Genomic DNA, 23,316 nt, shown 5'->3' with positions numbered 1-23,316 from the left:
GGCGGAGCACTGAGGCCCCAAGCGGACTTTTGGTGTCTACGCTGGATGGTGATGTCGGGCAGTCGCCGTCGGTTCGAGCCGGCGGCCCTACGAGCCGAGGAAACCCGTGAGTGACACCCCATTCGGATTCGGCCTTCCGCCGGAGGAGCCGGAGAACGGCGACGAGGGCAAGAAGAAGGACCCCACCGGAGGTGGGCAGGGTTCCGGCGGGCCGGCGAACCCGTTCGGCTTCGGGCCCGGCGCGGGCGGGGACAACCCGTTCGCGGCGATGTTCGGCACGATGAACCCCAACGACCTGGGTGCGGCCTTCCAGCAGCTCGGCCAGATGCTGAGCTACGAGGGCGGCCCCGTGAACTGGGACATGGCCAAGCAGATCGCCCGCCAGACGGTCTCGCAGGGCACGCCGGACGGCACCAAGGACGCGAGCGTCGGCCAGTCCGAGCGGTCCGCGGTGGACGAGGCGCTGCGGCTTGCCGACCTCTGGCTGGACGGCGTGACGTCGCTGCCCTCCGGTTCGGTCTCCACCGTGGCGTGGAGCCGTGCGGAGTGGGTCGAGGCGTCCCTCCCCGCCTGGCAGAAGCTGGTGGACCCGGTGGCCGAGCGCGTCGGTCTGGCCATGGGCGATGTGCTGCCCGAGGAGATGCAGGCGATGGCGGGCCCGCTGATCGGCATGATGCGGTCCATGGGCGGCGCGATGTTCGGCCAGCAGATCGGGCAGGCCGTCGGTGTGCTGGCGGGCGAGGTGGTCGGTTCGACCGACATCGGGCTGCCGCTGGGTCCGGCGGGCAAGGCCGCGCTCCTTCCGCTGAATGTGGAGAGGTTCGGCAAGGACCTCAGCGTGCCGCAGGACGAGGTGCGTCTGTATCTGGCCCTGCGCGAGGCCGCCCACCAGCGGCTTTTCGCCCATGTTCCGTGGCTGCGCTCGCATCTGTTCGGCGCCGTCGAGGGGTATGCGCGCGGCATCAAGGTCGACACCAGCAAGCTTGAGGATGTGGTCGGCCAGTTCGACCCGTCGCAGCCGGAGCAGCTGCAGGACGCCCTTCAGCAGGGCATGTTCCAGCCTGAGGACACGCCGGAGCAGAAGGCCGCTCTGGCCAGGCTGGAGACGGCGCTCGCACTGGTCGAGGGCTGGGTGGACGCGGTGGTGCACGAGGCGGCGAAGTCCCGTCTGACCTCGGCGGACGCACTGCGCGAGACCATGCGCAGGCGCCGCGCCTCCGGCGGGCCGGCCGAGCAGACGTTCGCCACGCTCATCGGCCTTCAGCTGCGTCCGCGGCGGCTTCGTGACGCCTCGCGCCTGTGGGCGTCGCTCACGGACGCCCGCGGTCTCGACGGGCGCGACGCCCTGTGGGAGCACCCCGACATGCTGCCGACCGCCCAGGACCTGGACGATCCGGACGGCTTTGTGCATCACGAGCAGCTGGACTTCTCCGAGCTGGACAAGATGCTCGGAGAGGCCGCGAAGGGTCCGCAGAGGCCCGGGGCCGCAACGGGCGACGCGGGCTCCGAGGAAGCCGGCGACCGGAAGAGCGACGGCAAGGGCGACGGCAAGGGCGAAACCGACCAGTGAGCCTGTACGACGACGCCGTTCTCGTGCTGAAGGGGTATGAGAACCGGGTGGACCCGGCCCAGGAGGAACTGCGCCAGGTCTATCTGGACCACCTGGTCCGGCATGCCGACGGCATGTGGAAGGCCTGCGAAGCCGGACATCTGACGGCCAGCGCACTGGTGATCGATCCGGAGCGCGGCCGGGTCCTGCTCACCCTGCACCGCAAGCTGCAGATGTGGCTGCAGATGGGCGGCCACTGCGAGCCGCAGGACAGCACGCTGGCCGCCGCGGCGCTGCGTGAGGCCACCGAGGAGTCCGGCATCAGCGGCCTGACCCTGCTCGCGGGCGGGCCGGTGACGCTGGACCGCCACCCGATCCCCGCGCCCTGTCACTGGCATCTGGATGTGCAGTACGCGGCGCTGGCGCCGTCGGGCGCGACGGAGCAGATCAGCGACGAGTCGCTGGACCTGCGCTGGTTCGCGTACGACGAGGTCGCGTCGGTGGCCGATACATCGGTCGTGCGGCTGATGACGCGCGTCCGCGCAGCCCTGGAGCAGCGCGGGTAGGGAGCAACATGCGGCACGGCTGAGGGGCGGTCTCCGGGAAGACCGCCCCTCAGCCGTGTCGTCCGTGCCGGTGCGCTGCGGCTCAGTTCCAGGAGTTGTTCTGGTTCTGGCCGTGGGCGCCGTGCTGGCCCATTCCGTACTGGGCCCGGGCGCCCTGGCCGATCTCGTGGTTCTGCGGGGGCAGCACCTCGCTCGGCTGGACCAGGGCGAAGCCCTGGCCCAGGAAACTGAGCTCCCAGCCCTCGCCGGTGTTGCCACTCCGCCGCCAGACGCCCGAGGAGTGCGTCTGGGCCTGCATCTGCACGCGCAGCGAGCTGGACCAGGCGACGATCGCGTCGGCATCGGCGTTGACGTACTTGTCCGGCGTGACCTGCATCATCAGCGGCTGGCCCGAGGTCATCAGAGCGACCTTGCCGGTGCCGGAGATGTTGAGCTGGTACTTGCCGGTGCCCGAAATGCCGTACTGGCTGTCCACCGCGATGACCTCGGTGTGCAGCGAGGAGTCGAGCGCCAGGACGTAGGCGCTGTCCACCGTCATGCCGTCATGGTCGACGTCCACGACATGGATGTACTGCGCGAGGTTGGCGAGGTAGACGGTGCCCTGCCCGGAACAGCGCATCAGGTCCAGGCCCTCACCGGTGCTCGCGCGGGCGCGGCGCTGCCCGTGCGACTGGTACTCGCCGTCGAACTCCATCAGTCCCTGATAGGCGACCATGGCACCCTTGCGGGCGAGGACGTCGTCCTGGCCGGTCAGCGAGACCCGCAGGAGCTGCGGGTTCTGGACGGTGTACCTGTCCTGGGACTGCTGTTCCGTGTAGCTGAAAAGCGGACTCTGCACGGTGTGTTCTCCCCCCTCAGTTCCGGATCCGCAGGCGGTCGGTACTGTCCTCGCTCGGCTGTACGACGACGATGCCCTGGCCGGAGAAAGCCATCTGGTACGCCTCGCCGCTGCCGCGCCCGATGAGCGAGGATGCCTTGAAGCTGCGCTTGCCCTTCACTTTGAGGTTCGGGGACCACGCCACGAGGGCGTCCGGGTCGACGTAGGTCTCGTCCTCGCCGCGTCCGCAGTCGACGACGATCGGTGTGCCGCGCGAGGTGATGGCGACCCAGCCGGTGCCCGAGATGCAGACGTTCCACAGGCCCTGGCCGGCGAACTTGGCGAGGCCCTTGACCCGCTCCACGCCCCAGGTGAGATGGCCGTCGAAGGCGAGGACGTTGGTGCCGTTGACCGAGAGGGAGTCGTTGTTGAGGTTGATGACGACCACATCAGCGCCGTAGTCGGCGAGGTAGAGCAGTCCGTCGCCGGAGCACTTCATGATCGGTGTGCCCTCGCCGGTGATCCACTGGGAGGCGATCTGGCGGACGGCGGGCGGGTTGGGTTCGTACTGGATGAAGCCCTCGTACGCGACCATCGAGCCGGTACGTGCGTAGAGGTCCTGGCCGGTGGCCATGGCGACCTTGAGCATCGTACGGCCGTGGTTCTCCATACGGGCCGTGACGGGGGTCGGGGCGTAGCCCGCGAGTTGCTGGTTCATGACGGGCTCCCTCAGACCTCGTAGGGCTGGACGACGATGAAGTTGCCGGGGGCGCCCCGGAACTGAAGGTTCACGGTCTCTCCGCTGTGTCCCGGGTACGCGTTGCGGCGCAGCCGGACCTGGCTGGAGATGATCACCTGGGACGCGGATGACCAGGCCACGACGGCATTGCAGTCGGCGAAGGTGGTCGGGGTGACGGGCAGGACGACAGGGACGCCGTGAGTCTTGACGACGACCGTGCCGGTGCCCTGGAACTGCATGGTGAACAGGGCGCCGCCGGGGATGCCGTGACCCTCGATCCTGCGGACCTCGTGCTGCAGCGACTCGTCGAAGGCGAGGACGTTCTCCGCCGAGACGCAGATGCCGTCGCCCTGCAGCTCGATGGCGTGCAGATGGGAGCCGTCCTCGGCCAGGAAGATTTGTCCGCGGCCGGTGCAGCGCATCAGCTGCATTTCCTGGCCGGTGGAATTGCCGACGATGCGGCCCGCGAAACCGGCACCCTTGTAGCTGAAGTCGACCTTGCCCTGGTACATCACCATGCTGCCCTGGCGGGCGAGCACGGGCGTGCCACCCATGGTGAGGTCGATCCGCATGAGCTGCTGGTTCTGCGGGGTCCAACGTTGCCCGGTGGCCGTCTCCTTGTACGGCTGGAGCGCGGCCTGAAGACCGGCCCCGGCCTGCGGCACGCCTTGCGGTACTCCCTGGGGCATACCGGGCGGCTGCTGCCCGTACGGGGCGGCGGGCTGCTGGCCGGGGATCTGCCCGAACTGCGGCTGCTGGGACGGCTGGCCCGGCTGCCCGTACGGAGCCGGGGCGGGGACGGGCGGCGGCACCGTGCCACCGTACGGCGCCATCGGGGCTGCCATCGTCGGCGCGGAATGCATCTGCTGTTGCGGCGTGGGGGTCGGGGCGCCGAAGGACGGGGCCGGCTGCGGGGCTTGGGGTGCCTGCGGTGCGGCCGGGGCGCCGAAGGACGGGGCGGGAGCCGGTGCGGCCGCCTGGGCGGGCGGGGCGAACGACGGGGCGGCTGCCTGCGGCTGAGGTACGGCGGGCTCTTCCTCGGCGACCTCGCCGCCGAAGTTCTTCAGCAGCGCGTCGAGGCCACCGTCGAAGCCCTGGCCGACGGCGGCGAACCGCCACACGTCCTTCAGGTAGAAGTCGCCCAGCATCACCGCACGCTCGGTGGTGAACTCCGAGCCGTTGAAGGCGTACCTGACGACTTCCTCGCCACCCGCGACGATCCGGATGTATCCGGGGCCGACCTGGGACATCTGCCCGGCGCCGTCGACCGTCGCCGTGAACGACAGCTTGTGGATGTTCGCCGGAATGCGGTCCAGAGTGACGCGGAACGACTCGGTGTCACCGGCCTGGGCGCCGAGGAGCTGAATGGACTCCTCGGGCGATTTAGGCTGATTGAAGAAGATGAAATACCGGTCGTCGGAGAGCTGCTCATTGGCATCGAGGCCGAAGCAGCTGATGTCAAAGGTCAGTCCCGGGCCGGCGATCTGCACACCTACGTACAGGTCCGTCCCCGGCGTGAGATCGCTGATCTTGGCCTTGTGGCCGCGTTGGAATTCCCTGGCCATGCGTAACGACCGTCCCCCATCCCGAATGTGAATGCGTCGCGCCAGGCTAACCGCAAACTCCGACATTGAGCTAAGTCGGTACACACCCGGTACAGAATCGCCGAACGTCACTCACCGCGCGCAGCAGGCAGATGCGGCAGCCGGTCGGCCGCCACCACCCCTTCGAGGTAGCCGCGAGCCCGCTCGGTCCGCGGGTACGCCTCCAGCAGCCGCCAGAATCGCGGCCCATGACCGGGGACCAGCAGATGCGCGAGCTCATGGACGAGCACGTAGTCGACAACGTACTCGGGCATGCCCTGCAGCCGGTGCGACAGTCGGATGCTGCCCTCCGCCGGGGTGCAGGACCCCCATCGGGTGTTCTGATTGGTCACCCACCGGACCGACGCGGGTCTTGCCCGGCCCTGAAAATACTGGGCGGACAACCGTTCGGCCCGCTCGGCGAGTTCGCTGTCACCGAGGATGCGTTTGCTCTCCTGGGCCGCGAGTTTGTCGAGCATCACGTTCACCCAGCGCTGCTCCTCGGCGTCCGACATCCGGGCAGGGATGAGCACGATGGTGCGGTCTCCCTCCCGGTACGCGGAGACCGTTCTGCTGCGGCGATTGCTCCTGCGGACCTCGACCGCGCTCGTTGCCGAGGCGCGGGGCGGAGGGTCCGCCGCGCTGCGCTGATGGGTTCCGGCGCTGCGCGCGGGGGTCTCCCCGGCGAATCCGGGTGACGGGTCGGCGGGCACGCCATGACGTTACCCGGTGCCAGTGGGGGAAGTCCCGCCTCCGGGACGGTTCGCGCTTGATCCGCTCCACGGCATGCACCATTTGAACGACTAATACCCCATGCCTGTGGATAACTTTCTGCAAACTTCGACGCCGGCCTGCATTCTGACAACGGATCTCGCGGAGATCCGGGCCACAGCCCACGCACAGAGATCATGGAACACAGACCGGGGGAACGCCGTGTATCCGATGTTGAAGCCCGCACTGCGCCGTGCATGGCGCGGCCGGGGCACCGTGCAATTCGGGGTGACCCCCGCTCATGCGGTGAAGCTCGGTCCGATGGATATCGCGACGGGCTGTTTTCTGGAACTGCTCGACGGTACGCGCGGCCTGCCGCTGCTGCGCGAGGAAGCCCGTGCGTTGGATCTGTCGGACCTTCAAGTGGACACCTTGGTGGGCCGATTGACGGATGCGGGCCTGATCGACGATGTGCGGGCTGTCGGCCCGGAGACCGATGCGCTACGGAACCGGCCCGGCGCCCTGGAGCGGCACCGCCCCGATCTGGCGTCGCTCTCCGTCGTCCATCCCGAGCCGGGCGGCGGGATGCGGCGGCTGGCGGCCCGCCGGGCGATGCGGGTCCAGGTGCGGGGTGCCGGCCGGGTCGGTGCCGCGATCGCGGCGGTGCTGTCCGGATCCGGGGTGGGCCAGGTGGAGGTTCTGGACGGCGGGTGCACCGAGCCGTGGGACGTCTCACCCGGCGGGCTACCACCGGCAGCCGTCGGGGAGCGCAGGGACACCGCCGCCCGGCAGTTGGTGCGCAGGTCCGCCGCGGGTTCGGCTCCCCGGGCATCGGAGACGGCGGGTTCCTCGGCGGGTGGTGAGCCGGGGCTGTCACTGATCGTGGTCGCCCCTCGCGACGGCCTAGGGGTGTACGCCCCCGACCCGCGTCCGGCCGAACCGTGGATCGCTTCGGGGACTCCCCATCTCTATGCCGGAGTGATGGAGGCGACGGGAGTGGTCGGCCCCCTGGTCCTGCCCGGGGGTACGGCGTGCGCGGGGTGTCTGGCGCTGGAGCGTGCGGACCGGGATGAGCAGTGGCCAAGGATGCTGTCTCAGTGGCAGTCCGGGCGGCGCACCGCGGTGCAGGCCTGTGACCTGGGGCTGGCGACTGCGGTGGCCGGTCTGGCGGCCGCCCACGCACTGTCCTTCCTGGACGGGGAGCTGCCCGCCAGTACGGGGACCCGCTGGGAGGCCGCGCTGCCGCTGTTGGACTGGCGGTCCGAGCAGATCCTGGCGCACCTCGGCTGTTCCTGCGGAGCGGCTGGGCACACTGAGGGGGAGCGCGTCTCCGGGGTCGAAGCGGCGCACGACACAATGGCCGGGTAACCGCCGCACGCGGTACGGCAGTCTGGGATTTGGAGGGGCTCATGTCTGATCTACCCCGGAAAGCGGTCACCCGTACCGCCAAGTTGGCCGCCCTGCCACTGGGCCTCGCCGGCCGCGCCACGTGGGGTCTGGGCAAGCGGATCGGCGGGAAGTCGGCGGAGTTGGTCGCCCGGGAGGTGCAGCAGCGCACTGCGGATCAGCTCTTCAAGGTCCTGGGCGAGTTGAAGGGCGGGGCGATGAAACTGGGGCAGGCCCTGTCCGTCTTCGAGTCGGCGCTGCCCGAGGAGGTCGCCGGACCGTATAGGGCGGCGCTCACCAAACTGCAGGAAGCGGCACCTCCCATGCCCAGCGGCACCGTGCACGCGGTGCTGGAGGAGCGGCTCGGCGAGGACTGGCGGGAGCTGTTCCTCGAATTCGAGGACAAGCCGTCGGCCGCCGCATCGATCGGTCAGGTGCACCGGGCGGTGTGGCACGACGGGCGGGAAGTCGCGGTGAAGGTGCAGTATCCGGGCGCCGGAGAGGCGCTGCTCTCGGATCTGACCCAACTCAGCAGGTTCGCCCGGTTGCTCGGTCCGTTGATCCCCGGAATGGACATCAAGCCGCTTATCGCGGAGCTGCGCGACCGGGTCTCGGAGGAGCTGGACTACGAGCAGGAGGCACGGTCGCAGCGGGACCACGCCCAGGAGTTCGCGGCCGACCCGGATGTGGCGATTCCCGGTGTGGTGCACCAGTCCGACCAGGTTCTGGTGACTGAGTGGATGGACGGTGTTCCGCTGGCCGACGTGATCGCGGAGGGCACGCCGGAGCAGCGGGACCGGGCCGGCCAGTTGCTGGCGCGCTTTCTCTTCTCGGGCCCAGCGCGCACCGGGCTGCTGCACGCGGACCCCCATCCGGGCAACTTCCGGCTGCTGCCCCCGAAGGACGATGCCGGCGAGGCCGGGCAATGGCGGCTCGGAGTGCTGGACTTCGGCACGGTTGACCGGCTGCCGGGTGGTCTGCCGCGGCCGATCGGGGACTCCCTGCGGCTGACCCTGTCGGGTGATGCGGATGCGGTGTACGAACTGTTGCGCGAGGAGGGGTTCGTCAAGGACTCGATCGACCTCGACCCGGATGAGGTGCTCGAATATCTCCTCCCGATCATCGAACCGGCACAGGTGGAGGAGTTCACCTTCACCCGGAGCTGGATGCGCAATCAGGCGGCCCGGATTGCGGATCCCCGCTCCCCCGCTCATCAGCTCGGCAAGCAGCTGAATCTGCCGCCCGCCTATCTGCTGATACACCGGGTGACGCTGAGCACGATCGGGGTGCTGTGCCAGCTGGGTGCGACGGTACGGCTGCGTGACGAACTGGAGTCCTGGGTGCCGGGGTTCCTGGTGGAGGATCAGCAGGAGTCCGTGGTACAGGAGTTGGCGGGCGACGTGGCCGCCGGCACGTAGGGCAGCCTTCGAGCCCCCAGGACCGGGCCCGGGTTGTACTCACGACCCGGAGCGTCGCGCCCCGGACCATCATGCCTGGGCGGCGCCACCAGGGGCGTCACCACCAGGCAGAGTCGAGACGGCTCTCGATCGCCCTGATATGAGTGCGGGCGCACTCTTCACAGAAGTACTGGTGTCTGCCGTTCTCCACGGAGCAGATCCAGGTCGGCGGTGCGCTCCCGCTGTCGGCGGAGGTACCGCACAGGGCACAGACGACCACGGCGGTGTCCCTCTGCGCGGGTTGCTGAATCCGGTGATGAGTCTCCTCGTCCACCTCGTGACGATAACTCCGTCTCTGCTGTGCCGCGCGGCACCACACAGCACGACCGCACAGCACGACCGCGGGGCCGGCCCGTTCGGACCGGCCCCGCGGAAGGGGTACTGACTATGGGTACTGATTGCTGCTGGGCAGAGCGGCTGCCCGGCAGCGGGTGCTGCTGGTGTTCGGCCTGACTAGTGCATGACTGCCATGGCCAGCGCCCGGCGGGCACGCATCGAGGCGCGCTCGGCCCGGCGCTGCATCCGGCGCGCGGCGACCAGGCGCACGGCCTGGCGTTGCGAGTCGGCTTCCCTCAGGCGGTCGTGCATATGAGCACGAGCCAGGGCTTCTGGGATGAGTTGCATCTCGCGGGTCCTGTTCTGACGCGAGTCGTTCGCGCCGATGATCGTGACGTTCGGTGTTGCGGAGCCGACGGGCTCATTCGTGGGGACGGACATTGGTGCCTGATTTCGGGGATCGTGGGTGTGGGGGCGGTCGATGGTTCCGATGCGCTTCATGGGTTTGGGGGCCGTGACCCCCAGTCCGGCGGTCACGCCGCGACCGGGTTCTTGCGCGGACGGCCACGCGGCCGCTTGCGAGCAACGACAACGCCCTGGATGAAGAGCTCACCACCCCAGACGCCCCACGGCTCGCGGCGCTCCTTGGCGCCGGCGAGGCAGGCCTCGACGAGCGGGCAGGTGCGGCAGAGGGACTTGGCGTACTCGACGTCGGCCGGCGACTCGGCGAAGAAGACCTCCGGGTCGTAGGAGCGGCAGGGGACGGGCACGCCGAGGTTCTCGATGGCGTCGTCGAGCGCGGTGAGCGCGGTGAGGGGGATCAAGGTGGAGTCCTCCGTGAGGCCGGGCGGCGGGATCGTTTCGGAAGGCGGTACGGACGGGGCGTGCGCTTCGAGTTGCACGGTGGGTGGTGTCCTCGTCTGGTCGTTCCGGCCTGTTGGCCGGGGGGCGGCTGGTACCGGGTGTTGCTTGTCCCGAGGCTCCTTCGCGCTGTCTCGTCCGTTTGGACAAAACAAAAGGGCCGCGGATCCCGAGTGGGGTTCCGCGGCCCTGAAGGCGCCGGCCTGATTCTGAATCAGGCTGGATCACTCCAGGGTTCAGGCCCACGGAAGGCCCACATCGTGTGGTGCATCGTCTGCTTCTTGGCGCCGGATTCCGCTCCTGCACCGACGGCCGCAAAGGCATAGGCCTGGGCCTGTCCCTTCGCTACTGCTGCTGCCGGTGCCTGGGTCGGTCGCTCATTGCGCTCCCGCACGGGGAGGTTCGACAGGGACAGCGGGCTGACGGCGGAAATGCCGGACAGACCGGTGCCACGCAGCGAGAACTCCGAAGAGCAGGCGAGGCCGAGCGAGCAGGCGGAGACGACCGAGAGATCGGTCATTTTGTTGGTCTCGATGATGCTGATCACTTCAATCGCCTCCTCTCGGCGTCTCGGGGGGACCGGCGGGCCGGTCCTGCGTATTCGGATAAGTACAGCACAGGACCAGGGCTTCAGAGAAGTCGCTGTTCCCGTGGTTAAGAACCTATGGTGATGACTGGGGCGGGCGCAAACTATTTTTTCGACGAGTTTTTCTCACACCTCGTCAACGGCGTTCCCGAGCCCTTCTTCCACCGTCTCACCTGCGCAAATGGCAAGGACCGCGGTCCCGAACCGGTCCAGCTTCCGCGCGCCGACCCCGGCGATCCCGGCCAGTTCGCCCGCGCTGCCCGGCACCGCCTCGGCGATCGCCATCAGCGTCTTGTCCGTGAATACGCAGTACGCGGGCTGGCCGATCTCCTTCGCCCGGACCGCCCGCCAGTCGCGCAGCCGCTCGTACAGCGCCTCGTCCATGTCGGAGGGGCAGTTGTCGCAGCGCATCAGCTTCATCTCGCCCGCATCGGTGAGGGTCTTGCCGCAGACCCGGCACCGGGCAGGGCCGCGACGGCCGCGTTTGGCGACCGGTCCGGGGCCCCGTTCGATCCCGCCGCCTCCGGCCGCGCCGCGCGTACCGAGGGCCACCGAGCCGGGGCGCAGTCCGTTCAGGAACCGGCTCGGGCGCCGTCCGGCGCGGCCACCGGGCGAGCGGGACAGCGACCATGACAACGAGAGATGGAAGCGCGCCCGGGTGACGCCGACGTACAACAGCCGACGCTCCTCCTCGATCTGCTCGTCGGTCTTGGCGTAGGTGATCGGCATCATGCCCTCGTTCAGCCCGACCAGGAACACGGCGTCCCACTCCAGGCCCTTCGCCGAGTGCAGCGAGGCGAGTGTGACTCCCTGGACCGTGGGGGCGTGCTGGGCGGCTGCGCGCTCGTCGAGCTCCGCCACCAGATCGGAGAGCGTCGCCCCCGGCTTGGCCTGTTCGAAATCCTCGGCGAGCCGGACCAGTGCGGCCAGGGACTCCCAGCGGTCGCGCACCGCGCCTGAGCCTGCGGGCGGTTCCGTGGTCCATCCCTTGGTGGAGAGCACCGCGCGCACCTCCGCCGGCAGCCCCTCCGCGTCGTCCAACAGGGAGTCGTTGCCCCCCGCGCGGGCCGCGCCGCGCAGGGCGATGCCCGCCTCCCGTACCTCCGCGCGCTCGAAGAAGCGCTCCGCGCCCCGCAGCTGGTACGGCACGCCCGCGTCGGCCAGGGCCTGCTCGTAGACCTCGGACTGGGAGTTGACCCGGTAGAGCACGGCGATCTCGCCGGCCGGGACGCCCGCGGCGATCAGATCGCGGATGCGGCGAGCGGTGCCTTCGGCCTCCGCGGGCTCGTCCGCGTACTCCGTATAGACGGGCTCGGGGCCGGGCTCGCGCTGTGAGACCAGTTCGAGCCGCTGCTCGGCGGCGCGGCCGCGGGCCTGGCCGAGCAGCCCGTTGGCCAGATGGACGACCTGGGGGGTGGAGCGGTAGTCCCTGACCAGCTTGACCACCGTCGCGTTGGGGTGGCGGGTGCGGAAATTCAGCAGGTGGTCGGGGGTGGCTCCGGTGAAGGAGTAGATCGTCTGGCTGGCGTCACCGACGACGCACAGAGTGTCCCTGTCGCCGAGCCAGAGGTCGAGCAGCCGCTGCTGGAGCGGGCTGACGTCCTGGTACTCGTCGACGACGAAGTGCTGGTACTGGCGGCGGACGTGGTCGGCGATGTCGTGGCGGTCCTGAAGGATGGCGACGGTGAGAAGCAGCACATCCTCGAAGTCGATCAACGAGCGGTCGCGCTTCAACTGCTCGTACATCGCATAGATCTGGGAGATCTCGGCCGGATCGCGCGGGGCGTCCCGCTGGGTCTTGGCGACCACGGCCGGATAGTCGGCGGGCACGGTCTGGGTGACCTTGGACCACTCGATCTCGCTGGTGACGTCGCGCAGCTCGTTACGGTCGAGCCGGATGCGGCAGCGGGCCGCGGCCTCGGCGACCAGCTGGATCTTGCGCTCCAGCAGCCGGGGCAGGTCACCGCCGACCGCTTTCGGCCAGAAGTACTGGAGCTGGCGCAGGGCGGCGGAGTGGAACGTCCGCGCCTGCACCCCGCCCGCGCCGAGCTGGCGCAGCCGTCCCCGCATCTCGCCCGCGGCCCGGTTGGTGAACGTGACGGCAAGCACACTTGCCGGCTGGAGTATCCCCGCGCGCACCCCGTAGGCGATGCGATGCGTGATCGCACGCGTCTTGCCCGTACCGGCTCCGGCCAGCACACACACCGGGCCGTGCAGGGCCATGGCGACCTCGCGCTGCTCGGGGTCCAGGCCGTCGAGCACGGCGTCGGCCGACTCGGGAACCTGTGGGAAAAGGGAGGAATGCGTTGCTGCTGTCACCCCGCCATGCTGCCAGGTCGGAAGAGGCGGGCGCGGAGGTTGTCCACAGGGGGCCGCATCTGTCGTACTAATGCGGGGGCGGTGGCGGGAATGGTGGTCGGCCCACGTACGTTCCCTTTCCGTGCGGCGACGCACTTTCCAGCTTCTCCGCGTGCCGGATGAGACGGATGAGACAGACGAGTCTGACAAGACTGACGAGACAGAGGAGCGCGAAGACATGTCGGGCACTGTGACGATGTACAGCACCACGTGGTGCGGCTACTGCCGTCGGCTCAAGAGCCAGATGGACCGCGAAGGCATCGCGTACAACGAGATCAACATCGAGCAGGACCCGGACTCCGCGGCCTTCGTCGAGAAGGCCAACGGGGGCAATCAGACCGTTCCCACCGTCCTGGTGGTCGGCTCCACGGGTGTCGAGGCCGTCATGACGAACCCGTCCCTGGCCCAGGTGAAGCAGGCGCTCGCCGCCTGATCACGCCGCTCCCGCAGCACAGTCGCGCCCCCTCCGGTCGAGCTTGAGTTCTAGTGGAGGGGGCGTTCCTGTACGCGTCCGGGGGGCGCCGCAGCCCGTACGCCGTGCGTCAGCCGACGGTTCCCGGCCTCGGGAGCGGCTTGCCGTACCAGAGTTCGATCAGGCGGGCCGCGATCGAGATGCCGAACGGGGGCATGATCTCGCCCGACTCGAAGGCCGCCGTCAGGTCCTCGCGGGAGAACCAGCGGGCCTCCTCGATCTCCTCACCGTCCACGTCGATCTCCGACGAGGTCGCCCGTGCCATGAAGCCCAGCATCAGGCTGGACGGGAACGGCCAGGGCTGGCTGGCGATGTACTCGACCTCGCCGACCGTGACGCCCACCTCCTCGAACACCTCGCGGGCCACGGACTGCTCGATCGACTCCCCCGGCTCGACGAAGCCCGCGAGCGTCGAGAAGCGGCCCTCGGGCCAGTGCACCTGGCGGCCCAGCAGGGCGCGGTCCTGGTCGTCCGTCACCAGCATGATGACCGCGGGGTCGGTGCGCGGGTAGTGCTCGGCGCCGCAGGCCGGGCAGCGGCGGATGTGGCCGGCTGCCGCGATGACCGTGCGCTCGCCGCAACGCGAGCAGAAGCGGTGCAGGCGCTGCCAGTTCTCCAGGGCCACCGCGTGCACCATCAGGCCCGCGTCGCGGGGGCCGAGCAGCAGTCCGGCCTCGCGCAGGCCGGCCGGGCGGGCCGGCTGGTCCATGCGGCCGGGCAGGGAGTCCTTCTGGAGCGCGAAGTAGCTGACGCCGTCCTCGTCGGTGCCGAGGAAGTACCGGTGGGTCTCGGTGACCGGGGCCTCGAAGGCCGGGGTCATGACGATCTCCGTACCGCCGTCGGCGGTGTCGTCGATCAGCACCTGCCCGCCGGAGACGACGAACACGCGGGTGGTCGGGTGGCTCCACGCGGCGGACAGCCAGGCCTCGTCGAGGCGGTGGTGCGCCGCGCGGTCGATGCCGCTGGGCGCCGTGAGGCCGATGGGCCGGTCTGCGGTGGCGTTGTCGAAGGTGCTCACAGGTGCTTCCTACTCCCCCGGTATGGATCGGGTGTTCAGAGGATTCAGCGGAGTGCGGCGGCCAGCTCGCCCCAGAGGTGGGCGGCTGTCTCCACGCCCTTGAGCAGGAGGTCGAGTTCGACCTTCTCGTTGGGGGCGTGCCAGCCGTCGGACGGTACGGAGATGCCCAGGAAGAGGACGGGCGCGCCGAGCACGTCCTGCAGGTCGGCGGCGGGTCCCGAGCCTCCTTCGCGGGTGAAGAGGATCTTCTGGCCGAAGGCCCGTCCCATGGCGCGGGCCACGGCCTGCAGAGCGGGGTGGTCCAGCGGGGTCAGACAGGGGCGGGTGGCGGGAGTGAAGGCGATCCGGTGACGGACACCGGCCGGGACCTGTGCCTCGGCCCAGGCCCTGACCACCTGCTGGATGTGGTCGGGGTCCTGGCCCGCGACCAGCCGGAAGCTGATCTTCACCAGAGCGGAGGACGGAATGATCGTCTTGCTTCCGGCACCCTGGTAGCCGCCGCCGATGCCGTTGACCTCGGCGGTGGGGCGGGCCCAGATGCGTTCCAGCGTGGAGTGGCCGGCCTCGCCCGACGCTGCTCGTGACTTGGCGGTACGCAGCCAGGTGGCCTCGTCGAAGGGCAGCTCGGCGAAGAGCGCGCGCTCGGTGTCGGTGAGTTCCGTCACCCCCTCGTAGAAACCGGGGATCGCGACCCGTCCGTCCGCGTCGTGCAGTGCGGCGACGAGCCGGGCCACGGCGGTCGCCGGGTTGGGGACCGCGCCGCCGAACGAGCCGGAGTGGATGTCCTGCTCGGGGCCGTACAGCTCGATCTCGCACTCGGCGAGGCCTCGCATACCGGTGCAGACCGTGGGGGTCCTCTCGTCCCACATGCCGGTGTCGGAAACGATCACGGCGTCTGCGGTGAGCCGGGCGGCCTGCTCCTCGACCAGGGCGCGGAAGTTCGGTGAACCGGACTCCTCCTCGCCCTCGATCAGCAGCTTGAGGTTGACGGCCGGGGTGGTGCGGCCGGTGGTGGCGAGGTGGGCCCGGACGCCGAGGGTGTGGAAGAACACCTGCCCCTTGTCGTCGGCGGCGCCCCGCCCGTACATGCGGCCGTCGCGGATCACCGGCTCGAACGGGTCGGTGTCCCAGCCGTCCTCGCGGGCGGCGGGCTGCACGTCGTGGTGCCCGTAGACGAGGACCGTCGGGGCGTCCGGGTCGTCGGACGGCCACTCGGCGAAGACCGCGGGAGCGCCGGGCGTCTCCCAGATCTCGGTGACCGGGAAGCCGGTCTCCTTGAGCTTGGCGGACAGCCACTCGGCGCTGCGTCGTACGTCCCCGTCGTGGACCGGCTGGGCGGACACGGACGGGATGCGCAGCCAGTCGGCGAGGTCGTCGAGGAAGGCTGTGCGGTGCTGTTCGGTGTACGTACGGACGGCGCTGTCCGGGGTGTCGCTCATGGCCTTGAGCCTATCGGCCCGTGGGAGGTGGCTCGTCCAGCAGGAGCCGCTCCAGCTCCGCCCGGCCCGGGAGGCGGGTGGGGCGGACGGTCTCTCCGCTGCGTACGTACAGGAACGTGGCGGTGACGTCGGTGAGCGGCAGATCGTGCAGCTCGGCCCAGGCCAGACGGTAGACCGCGAGCTGGAGGGGGTCGGCGGTGTTGGTGCGGGTGGTCTTCCAGTCGACGATCTCGTACGTGTCCCCGGTGCGGTACACCGCGTCGATACGGCCCCGGATCACCCGGCCGGCCAGAGTGATCTGGAACGGCGTCTCCACGCGGTATGGAGTGCGGCGGGCGTACGGGGTGCGCTCGAAGGCCTCCTTGAGTGCGGCGAGGTCGCGCTCGTCGGCGATCTCGGCGTCGCTCTCGTCGCCGCCGGGCAGCTCGTCCGGCCCGAGCATGGGCAGCGGCAGCTCCTCGAAGCGGGACTCCACCCAGGCGTGGAAACGGATACCCCGGCGGGCCGCGGGCTGCGGGGGCCGCGGCATGGGGCGGGCCAGCTCCTGGGCGAAGCCGTCGGGGTCGTCGGCGAGACGCAGCAGCTGGGTGGCGGAGAGCGAGGCGGGTACGAGGACGTCGCGCACGGTGGCGCGGGCGCGGCGCAGTTCGCCGGTGAGGGCGTCGAGGTCGCGGTCCCAGGAGGCGAGTGTGCGGGATTCCTCGGAGGTGAGGCGCTGTTCCCCGGCGGTCTGAGGCGTGCGGGCCGCCGGGACGTGTGGTGTGGGAACCGGGGCGTGTGGCGTGGGAGCCGGGGCCGCCGGGGGCTCCGTCGACAGGGCGTCCCAGTCGTCGGCCTCGTCGGGGAACGGGTCGTCGTCGTAAGGGGCGTCGGACGGATCCGGGGCGTCGGACGGCACCTCGTACACATCCGGAACACTCCCCGCCGCGGCCAGGGCCTCCAGATGTGCCATCACCGTGTCCGCGGCGGCCCGGCGGCGGGTCAGGGCGGTGTCGTCCAGGGGGAGCGGCCACGCCCGGTCGGCCTCCTTCTCGGCGAGGGCCGGGTTCTCCTCGTCCTCGGCCGGTTCGTCCGCCCAGGCCTCGATCTCGCCGTGTCCGGCCACGCAGTGCTCGTACAGCGCATGCAGGAAGTCGGACGGGCCGCGCGGCTTCTTCTGGGTCGGACCCCACCAGTGGCCGGAGCCGAGCAGCAGGGTGCGGGGCCTGGTGAAGGTGACGTATCCCAGGCGGAGCTCCTCGGTGTGCTGGTGCTCCTTCATCTCCTCCTTGAAGCCCTTGAGCCCCTTGGCGTCCCAGGAGTGGATGACGGGGAGGGTGGCCGTGTCCCCGCGCAGGGCGTGCGGGAGGACCTTGGGCTGGGAGATCCAGGCGTCGCGGGACTGGCTGCTGGGGAACTGCCCGGTGACCAGGCCGGGCACCGCGACGACGTCCCACTCCAGGCCCTTGGACTTGTGGGCGGTGAGCACCTTGACGGTGTTCTCGCCGCCGGGCAGGGCGTTGTCCAGGCCCTTCTCGTACTGGACTGCCGTGCGCAGGAAGCCCAGGAAGGCGAGGAGGGTGGCCTCGCCGTCGACGGCGGCGAAGCGGGCCGCGACGTCGAGGAAATTGGCGAGGGTCTCGCGGCGGCGGGCTGCCAGGGCGTGCGGCGATGCGGAGAGCTCGACCTCCAGGCCGGTGGTGGCGAGGACGCGGTGCAGCACGTCCATCAGGGGGTCGGCCAGCGAGCGGCGCAGGTCGCGCAGTTCGGCGGCCAGGCGGGCGAAGCGGATGCGGGCCTCGGTGGAGAACGGGAGTCCGTCGTCCTCTCCTCCGCCCGCTTCGAGGAAGGTGTCCAGGGCGTCGGCGAGCGAGATCACTTCGGACGGGTCGATGCCTTCGACGGCCTCGGCGAGGCGGCGGTCGGGGTCGAGGTCGTCCTCGTCGCCGTGGGCGGCGCGGTGGACGAGGAGTCGGGCGCGGCGGCCGAGCAGTGCCAGGTCGCGGGGGCCGATCCGCCAGCGGGGGCCGGTGAGCAGCCGGACCAGGGAGGCATTGGCGCCGGGGTCCTGGAGGACCTCGCAGACCGCGACGAGGTCGGCGACCTCGGGCAGGTGCAGCAGCCCGGACAGGCCGACGACCTCGACCGGGATGTCGCGGGCCACCAGCGCGGCCTGGATCTCCGGGAAGTCGCCCGCGGTGCGGCACAGGACGGCGATCTCGCCGGGCGCCTTCCCGGTCCTCACGAGGTGGGCGATCGAGTCGGCGAGCCAGCCGATCTCTTCGGTGTGGGTACGGAGCAGGGCGCAGCGCACGATGCCGTCGCGCTCGGCGCCCGGGGCGGGGCTCAGTGCCTCGACGCCTTCGTGCATGGCGCGCAGGGGCGCGGCGAGGCCGTTGGCGAGGTGGAGGAGGCGGCCACCGCTGCGGCGGTTCTCGCTGAGGGAGTAGCGGGTGGCGGGGGTGCCGTCGGCGTGCGGGAAGTGGAGCGGGAAGTCGTCGAGGTTGGCCACGGAGGCACCGCGCCAGCCGTAGATCGCCTGGCAGGGGTCGCCGACGGCGGTGACGGCATGACCGGTGGCCACCGCCCTGGTGGTCGCGCCGGACTTTGCCCCGGTCCCCGCCTCCGTAACCCTGGCCTCGGGGCCCCTGCCGAAGAGGGCGGAGAGCAGCAGGCGCTGGGCGACGGAGGTGTCCTGGTACTCGTCGAGCAGTACGACGCGGAATTCGTCGCGCAGGATCGCGCCGACCTCGGGGCGGGTGAGGGCCAGCTCGGCGGAGAGGGCGATCTGGTCGCCGAAGTCGAGGACGTCGCGGCTCTTCTTGGCCTCGCGGTAGCGGCGGGTCAGCTGCAGCAGCTCACGACGGGCCTGGGCGGCCTCGGGAATCTTGCGCAGCTCGGCATTGGTCAGCCGGGCCGTTTCCAGCGTGCGGAGCAGGTCGGTGTCGTGCTCCGCGAGCTGTTCGGGGCGTACGAGGTGCTCGGCCAGTTCGGCGTCGAGGGCCAGCAGATCGCTGACCAGCGTGGGGAACGACCTCGTCAGGGCCGGATAGGGGCCGGGCGCCTCGCGCAGTACGCGGGCGGCCAGCTGGTAGCGGGTGGCGTCGGCGAGAAGGCGGGTGGTGGGTTCGAGGCCGATGCGCAGCCCGTGCTCGGTGAGGAGCCGGCCGGCGAACGCGTGGTACGTGGAGATGCTGGGCTCGCCCGGAGGGTTGTCCGGATCGATGGCGTCCGGATCGGTGACCCCGGCCGCGATCAGGGCCTTGCGGACGCGCTCGGCGAGCTCGCCCGCCGCCTTGTTGGTGAAGGTGAGTCCGAGGACCTGCTCCGGGGCGACCTGGCCGGTCCCCACCAGCCACACCACGCGCGCCGCCATCACCGTGGTCTTCCCCGACCCGGCTCCGGCCACGATCACCTGCGGGGCGGGCGGCGCTGTGATGCAGGCCGTCTGCTCCGGGGTGAACGGGATCCCGAGTAGCTCCTTCAGCTGCTCGGGATCGGTGATGCGTGAGGACACTCGACAGAGGCTAACCGCGCGCACTGACAACGTGCCGGGGCCGCCGGACGGTCCGGGCGGGCCGGTGGCCCGCAGCAGGTCCGACCGGAGGGCCGCAACAGGGCCGCCCGGCGGTCCGGGTCCGGACCACCTTGAGCGCTGATCACCTCAACTCCTTTGCGGGGGCGGCCTCATGAGCAACCGCCGCATCCGGTCCCGACGTCTCCGGCCCGCACCGGCGCACCGATACGGCCAAGGCGCATCGGCCCGGGTGTATGACGTATTTCTCGGTGTCAAGGACGACTGCCCCGCCGACCGTGAGGCGGCGGCCGCCGCGAATGCCGTCCTCCGTCGTGGTGGCCCTCGGGCCCTGACCGAACGGGAAGGCTCTCAGTCCAGGATGTGACGGCCCTCCGGCTGTGCGCTGCACGAGGCACGGAAGGTGCAGTGCGTGCAGTGCTGGCCGGTCGTGGGGGTGAACCGTTCGTCCAGGACCCGGCCGGCGGCCGTGGCCAGCAGGTCGGGGACCCACTCGCCGGAGAGCGGTTCCTGGGCCTGCACCTTGGGAAGGGTGTCGCCGCCCTCCTTCTTCGGGGCGGGCTGCCGCAGCTGTACGAGTTCGGCGCCGCCGGGGACGGGGCGATTGCCGTCGAAGATCTCGTCGACCGCCCCTTCCCGGACGGCCAGCTGGTACACGGCGAGCTGGGGGTGGCGGGCGACCTCGTCCTTGGTCGGGGACTGCTTGCCGGTCTTGAAGTCGACGACGTACGCCCGGCCCTCGGCGTCCTGTTCGACGCGGTCCATGGAGCCCCGGATGCGTACCTCGTACTCCCCCGCCTCCAGCGTCACGTCGAAGTCGTGCTCACTCGCGGCGGGGGTGCGGCCGGTGCGGTCCATGACGTGCCAGCGCAGGAAGCGTTCGAGGGCGGCCCTGGCCTGTTCCTTCTCCTGCTGGGACTTCCAGGGGGCGTCGAAGACGAGGCCGTCCCAGACCGAGTCCAGCCGCTCCATCAGGACGGCCAGATCGGCGGGGGTACGCCCGGAGGCCACCTCGTCGGCGAGTACGTGGACGACGTTGCCGAAGCCCTGTGCGGCCGTCGCCGGGGCGTCCGCCTTCACCTCGCGGCCGAGGAACCACTGGAGCGCGCAGGTGTTGGCGAGCTGGTCGAGCGCGCTGCCGGAGAGGGACACGGGCTGGTCCCGGTCGCGGAGCGGGACGGCGGAGCGGGTCGGCTCGTACATGCCCCACCAGCGGTAGGGATGGGCCGCGGGTACGAGCGGCTGACCCTCGTCGTCGGTGAGCGCGGCGAGGCGGGCGAGGCGGTGGGCGGCCTCCTCGCGCAGGGCGCCCGAGGCGTCGGGGTCGACGGTGGTGGCGCGGAGTTCGGCGACGAGCGCGGCGACGGCGAGCGGTCGGCGCGGCCGGCCTGTGACGTCGCGTGGTTCGACGCCGAGCTCGGTGAGGAAGCGGGACGGCTGGTCGCCGTCGTCGGCGGGTGCCTTGACCGCGGTGACGACGAGACGTTCGCGGGCGCGGGTCGCAGCGACGTAGAAGAGGCGGCGTTCCTCGGCGAGGAGGGCGCCGGGGGTGAGCGGTTCGGCCAGGCCGTCGCGGCCGATCCGGTCCGCTTCGAGGAGCGAACCGCGGCGGCGCAGGTCCGGCCAGAGCCCCTCCTGCACCCCTGCGACGACGACGAGGCGCCACTCCAGGCCCTTGGACCTGTGCGCGGTCATCAGCCGTACGGCGTCGGGTCGCACCGCGCGCCTGGAGAGGGTGTCGGCGGCGATGTCCTGGGCGTCGACCTCCTCCAGGAAGTTGAGCGCGCCGCGCCCGCCGGTGCGGTCCTCGGCGCGGGCCGCGGTGTCGAAGAGCGCGCAGACGGCGTCGAGGTCGCGGTCGGCGTTGCGGCCGCCCGCACCGCCGCGCAGCGCGGCACGCTCCAGCCGCCCCGGCCACGGGGTGCCGGCCCACAGCTCCCACAGGGCTTCTTCCGCGGTACCGCCGCCTTCGAGAAGCTCGCGCGCCTTACGCAGGAGCGCGCCGAGCCGCTGGGCACCACGGGCGTACGCCGGATCGTGCGCGACGAGCCGTTCGGGCTCGGCGAGCGCGCGGGCCAGCAGATCGCCGGAGGGCGCCGGTACGCGATTCCCGGCGGCCCGCTCCTCGTCGCGCAGGGCCCGGCCGAGCCGGCGCAGGTCGGCCGCGTCCATGGAGCCGAGGGGGGAGGTGAGGAGGGTCAGGGCCGTCTCGGTGTCCAGCCAGGAGGGCGCTTCGGGGGCGGATTCCCGGCCGGGAGCCTTTTCGCGGTCCTGGCCGGAAACCACTTCGGCGTCCTGGCCTGGAGTCTGATCGGGCTCCCGGCCAGGAGGAGCCGGGGCCTCCGCACCGTCTCGGGCCTCCGAGTCGGGGGGCTCCGCGCCCTCCGAGGCCGGGGCCTTTGCCTCCGCACCCGGCGCGCCCCGGCGCAGCGCCGCCGCGGCAACCGCGCGGAGGGCCGTCAGGAGCGGGGCCACCGCCGGTTCATGGCGCAGGGGGAGGTCGTCGCCGTCGACCTCCACGGGGACGCCCGCCGAGGTCAGGGCCCGGCGCACCGAGGGGATCGTGCGGCCTCCGGCCCGTACGAGCACCGCCATCTCGTTCCATGGGACGCCGTCCTCCAGATGCGCCCGGCGCAGCAGATCGGCGATGTTGTCGAGTTCGGCGGAGGCGGTCGGGTAGGTGTACGTCTCCACGCTGCCGCCCTCGCGGACGGCGGCGAGCTCCCGGTGGGCGCGGACCTTCGCCGAGGGCAGCCGGGTCAGCGGCATCCGCCGGGTGAGCAGCCGGGTGGCGGCCAGCAGCTGTCCGCCGGAGCGGCGCGAGGTCATGAGGACGCCGACCGGTGCCGGGGCGCCGTCCGCCCGCCGGAACATCTCCGGGAAGTCGAGGATGCCGTTCACATCGGCACCCCGGAACGCATAGATCGACTGGTCCGGGTCACCGAAGGCGATCAGGTCCCGGCCGCCCCCGGCCCCCGGGGCGCTCCCCCGGTTGCCGGCCAGTGCGTGCAGCAGCCGCACCTGCGCCGGGTCCGTGTCCTGGTACTCGTCCACGAATACCGCGTCGTACTGCCCGGCCAGCAGCGCCGACACCTCGGGGCGCTCCGCGAGCAGCACGGCCCGGTGCACCAGCTCCGCGTAGTCCAGCACCCCCTGTGCGTCCAGCACATCCAGGTACTCGGCGAGGAACTCGGCGGCGGCGCCCCAGTCCGGGCGGCCGGTGCGGCGGGCGAAGTCGGTCAGCGCGTCCGGGCCCAGGCCCAGCTCACGGCTGCGGGCGAGCACCGCCCGTACCTCGTCGGCGAAACCGCGCGTGGTCAGACAGGCCCGCAGCTCGTCCGGCCAGCGGATGTGCGCGAAGCCGTCCTGTTCCAGTTCGAGCTGGCCGGCGAGCAGCTCGCGGACGGTGACGTCCTGCTCCGGTCCGGAGAGCAGCCGCATCGGTTCGGCGAAGAGGCCGGCGTCCTGATGGGCGCGGACCAGTGCGTAACAGAAGGAGTGGAATGTGGTGGCCTGCGGACCGCGGGCGGCACCGAGCCGGGCGGCCATCCGGTCGCGCAGCTCCACGGCGGCCTTGCGGCTGAAGGTGAGGACCAGGATGCGGGCCGGGTCGCCGCCCCGTGCGACACGTGCGGCGACCGCCTCGACGAGCGTGGTCGTCTTGCCGGTGCCCGGTCCGGCGAGCACCAGGAGCGGGCCTCCGGGGTGATCAACCACCGCACGTTGCGCCGTGTCCAGGAGGGGGGGATCCACGGAGCCCGGCGGGGTGCGCACCAGTCGGTACGCACCCGCGGTCCTCCCCCCACGCCCCTGCGGGCGTGGGGGTACCCCCTGCCGTGCCTGCCGGTGCGGACTGTGCCGGGTGAAGGAGGAGGAGCTCACGTGGATCGCCGGTCCTGGTGGGTGTGCTGGTGCTGAGGGTGCGGTGCGTGCCGCGAACTGTCGACGCTACGCCAGCGTGGGCGCGGTCCGGGGCGAGTCCGC

General features: G+C 71.0%; 18 protein-coding genes and 1 pseudogene. 6 read left to right on the top strand and 13 right to left on the bottom strand.

All coding sequences use genetic code 11. The features are described from left to right. The first annotated feature begins 106 nt into the window (after window positions 1-106). Together ACZ7IB_RS04350 and ACZ7IB_RS04345 are read left to right on the top strand one after the other, a co-directional pair. On the top strand, window positions 107-1,570 hold the full coding sequence (locus tag ACZ7IB_RS04350) for a zinc-dependent metalloprotease (protein WP_470909072.1): 1,464 nt from the start codon (window positions 107-109) through the stop codon (window positions 1,568-1,570). Next, on the top strand, window positions 1,567-2,115 hold the full coding sequence (locus tag ACZ7IB_RS04345; RefSeq protein ID WP_470909070.1) for an NUDIX hydrolase: 549 nt from the start codon (window positions 1,567-1,569) through the stop codon (window positions 2,113-2,115). The genes ACZ7IB_RS04350 and ACZ7IB_RS04345 overlap by 4 nt, the downstream gene beginning before the upstream one ends. Window positions 2,116-2,197: 82 nt before the next feature. Here the strand turns inward: ACZ7IB_RS04345 and ACZ7IB_RS04340 are convergent, their stop codons facing one another. The 4 genes from ACZ7IB_RS04340 to ACZ7IB_RS04325 form a co-directional block, all read right to left on the bottom strand. Then, on the bottom strand, window positions 2,198-2,953 hold the full coding sequence (locus tag ACZ7IB_RS04340) for an AIM24 family protein (protein WP_470909068.1): 756 nt from the start codon (window positions 2,951-2,953) through the stop codon (window positions 2,198-2,200). 16 nt (window positions 2,954-2,969) lie between these two features. Beyond that, window positions 2,970-3,650 (bottom strand): AIM24 family protein, encoded by a 681-nt coding sequence (locus tag ACZ7IB_RS04335; RefSeq protein ID WP_470909067.1) that lies wholly within the window; start codon window positions 3,648-3,650, stop codon window positions 2,970-2,972. 11 nt (window positions 3,651-3,661) lie between these two features. Next, window positions 3,662-5,236, bottom strand: coding sequence for a TerD family protein (locus ACZ7IB_RS04330; RefSeq protein WP_470909066.1), 1,575 nt, complete (start codon window positions 5,234-5,236; stop codon window positions 3,662-3,664). Window positions 5,237-5,343: 107 nt separating this feature from the next. Continuing rightward, window positions 5,344-5,967: a M48 metallopeptidase family protein gene (locus ACZ7IB_RS04325; RefSeq protein WP_470909064.1), complete on the bottom strand. Its 624-nt coding sequence runs from the start codon at window positions 5,965-5,967 to the stop codon at window positions 5,344-5,346. Window positions 5,968-6,187: 220 nt separating this feature from the next. Between ACZ7IB_RS04325 and ACZ7IB_RS04320 the strand changes: the two genes are divergently transcribed. Together ACZ7IB_RS04320 and ACZ7IB_RS04315 are read left to right on the top strand one after the other, a co-directional pair. Further along, on the top strand, window positions 6,188-7,333 hold the full coding sequence (locus tag ACZ7IB_RS04320) for a ThiF family adenylyltransferase (RefSeq protein WP_470909062.1): 1,146 nt from the start codon (window positions 6,188-6,190) through the stop codon (window positions 7,331-7,333). A 41-nt stretch (window positions 7,334-7,374) separates the two neighbouring features. After that, window positions 7,375-8,769: an ABC1 kinase family protein gene (locus tag ACZ7IB_RS04315; protein WP_470909060.1), complete on the top strand. Its 1,395-nt coding sequence runs from the start codon at window positions 7,375-7,377 to the stop codon at window positions 8,767-8,769. 97 nt (window positions 8,770-8,866) lie between these two features. On the opposite strand, the gene ACZ7IB_RS04310 is transcribed toward ACZ7IB_RS04315, so the two are convergent. The 5 genes from ACZ7IB_RS04310 to ACZ7IB_RS04290 all read right to left on the bottom strand — a co-directional run bounded on the left by ACZ7IB_RS04310 (window position 8,867) and on the right by ACZ7IB_RS04290 (window position 12,850). Continuing rightward, window positions 8,867-9,082: a hypothetical protein gene (locus ACZ7IB_RS04310; protein WP_470909058.1), complete on the bottom strand. Its 216-nt coding sequence runs from the start codon at window positions 9,080-9,082 to the stop codon at window positions 8,867-8,869. Between the two features lie 179 nt (window positions 9,083-9,261). Next, window positions 9,262-9,585: a hypothetical protein gene (locus tag ACZ7IB_RS04305; protein ID WP_470909510.1), complete on the bottom strand. Its 324-nt coding sequence runs from the start codon at window positions 9,583-9,585 to the stop codon at window positions 9,262-9,264. 32 nt (window positions 9,586-9,617) lie between these two features. Next, a complete protein-coding gene (locus ACZ7IB_RS04300; protein WP_030915514.1) occupies window positions 9,618-9,986 on the bottom strand; it encodes a WhiB family transcriptional regulator in 369 nt (122 codons plus the stop codon). Window positions 9,987-10,159: 173 nt separating this feature from the next. Then, window positions 10,160-10,492 (bottom strand): hypothetical protein, encoded by a 333-nt coding sequence (locus ACZ7IB_RS04295; RefSeq protein ID WP_093897473.1) that lies wholly within the window; start codon window positions 10,490-10,492, stop codon window positions 10,160-10,162. A 165-nt stretch (window positions 10,493-10,657) separates the two neighbouring features. Beyond that, entirely contained in the window at window positions 10,658-12,850 is a 2,193-nt protein-coding gene (locus tag ACZ7IB_RS04290) for an ATP-dependent DNA helicase UvrD2 (RefSeq protein ID WP_470909055.1), read from the bottom strand. A gap of 217 nt (window positions 12,851-13,067) precedes the next feature. Here ACZ7IB_RS04290 and ACZ7IB_RS04285 point away from each other — a divergent pair, with 217 nt between their 5' ends. Then, the gene (locus ACZ7IB_RS04285; RefSeq protein ID WP_093897475.1) at window positions 13,068-13,322 is read left to right on the top strand and encodes a mycoredoxin; all 255 of its coding nucleotides are present in this window, start codon (window positions 13,068-13,070) and stop codon (window positions 13,320-13,322) included. Between the two features lie 109 nt (window positions 13,323-13,431). Here the strand turns inward: ACZ7IB_RS04285 and nudC are convergent, their stop codons facing one another. The 3 genes from nudC to ACZ7IB_RS04270 are packed head-to-tail and all read right to left on the bottom strand — an operon-like array spanning window position 13,432 to window position 19,314. Beyond that, on the bottom strand, window positions 13,432-14,379 hold the full coding sequence (gene nudC / locus ACZ7IB_RS04280) for an NAD(+) diphosphatase (protein WP_093897476.1): 948 nt from the start codon (window positions 14,377-14,379) through the stop codon (window positions 13,432-13,434). A 44-nt stretch (window positions 14,380-14,423) separates the two neighbouring features. Continuing rightward, entirely contained in the window at window positions 14,424-15,818 is a 1,395-nt protein-coding gene (locus tag ACZ7IB_RS04275) for a dipeptidase (protein ID WP_470909053.1), read from the bottom strand. A 10-nt stretch (window positions 15,819-15,828) separates the two neighbouring features. Beyond that, window positions 15,829-19,314 (bottom strand): UvrD-helicase domain-containing protein, encoded by a 3,486-nt coding sequence (locus tag ACZ7IB_RS04270; RefSeq protein ID WP_470909052.1) that lies wholly within the window; start codon window positions 19,312-19,314, stop codon window positions 15,829-15,831. Window positions 19,315-19,529: 215 nt separating this feature from the next. Here ACZ7IB_RS04270 and ACZ7IB_RS04265 point away from each other — a divergent pair. Beyond that, window positions 19,530-19,651, top strand: a pseudogene (locus tag ACZ7IB_RS04265) (SAM-dependent methyltransferase); the annotation flags it as partial. Window positions 19,652-19,683: 32 nt separating this feature from the next. Here ACZ7IB_RS04265 and ACZ7IB_RS04260 read toward each other — a convergent pair. Beyond that, window positions 19,684-23,214, bottom strand: coding sequence for an ATP-dependent helicase (locus ACZ7IB_RS04260; RefSeq protein ID WP_470909050.1), 3,531 nt, complete (start codon window positions 23,212-23,214; stop codon window positions 19,684-19,686). Window positions 23,215-23,316: the final 102 nt, after the last annotated feature.

This window comes from Streptomyces sp. NPDC037301 (assembly GCF_055602785.1).
The sequence above is the reverse complement of the archived record's forward strand: the minus strand, read 5'-3'. Positions and strand labels throughout refer to the sequence as shown.

Bases quoted from the DNA above. Each gene is read 5' to 3' on its own strand.
- ACZ7IB_RS04315 (WP_470909060.1), top strand. From the start codon at position 7,375: ATGTCTGATCTACCCCGGAAAGCGGTCACCCGTACCGCCAAGTTGGCC.
- ACZ7IB_RS04335 (WP_470909067.1), bottom strand. From the start codon at position 3,650: ATGAACCAGCAACTCGCGGGCTACGCCCCGACCCCCGTCACGGCCCGT.
- ACZ7IB_RS04275 (WP_470909053.1), bottom strand. From the start codon at position 15,818: ATGAGCGACACCCCGGACAGCGCCGTCCGTACGTACACCGAACAGCAC.
- ACZ7IB_RS04285 (WP_093897475.1), top strand. From the start codon at position 13,068: ATGTCGGGCACTGTGACGATGTACAGCACCACGTGGTGCGGCTACTGC.
- ACZ7IB_RS04305 (WP_470909510.1), bottom strand. From the start codon at position 9,585: ATGAAGCGCATCGGAACCATCGACCGCCCCCACACCCACGATCCCCGA.
- ACZ7IB_RS04330 (WP_470909066.1), bottom strand. From the start codon at position 5,236: ATGGCCAGGGAATTCCAACGCGGCCACAAGGCCAAGATCAGCGATCTC.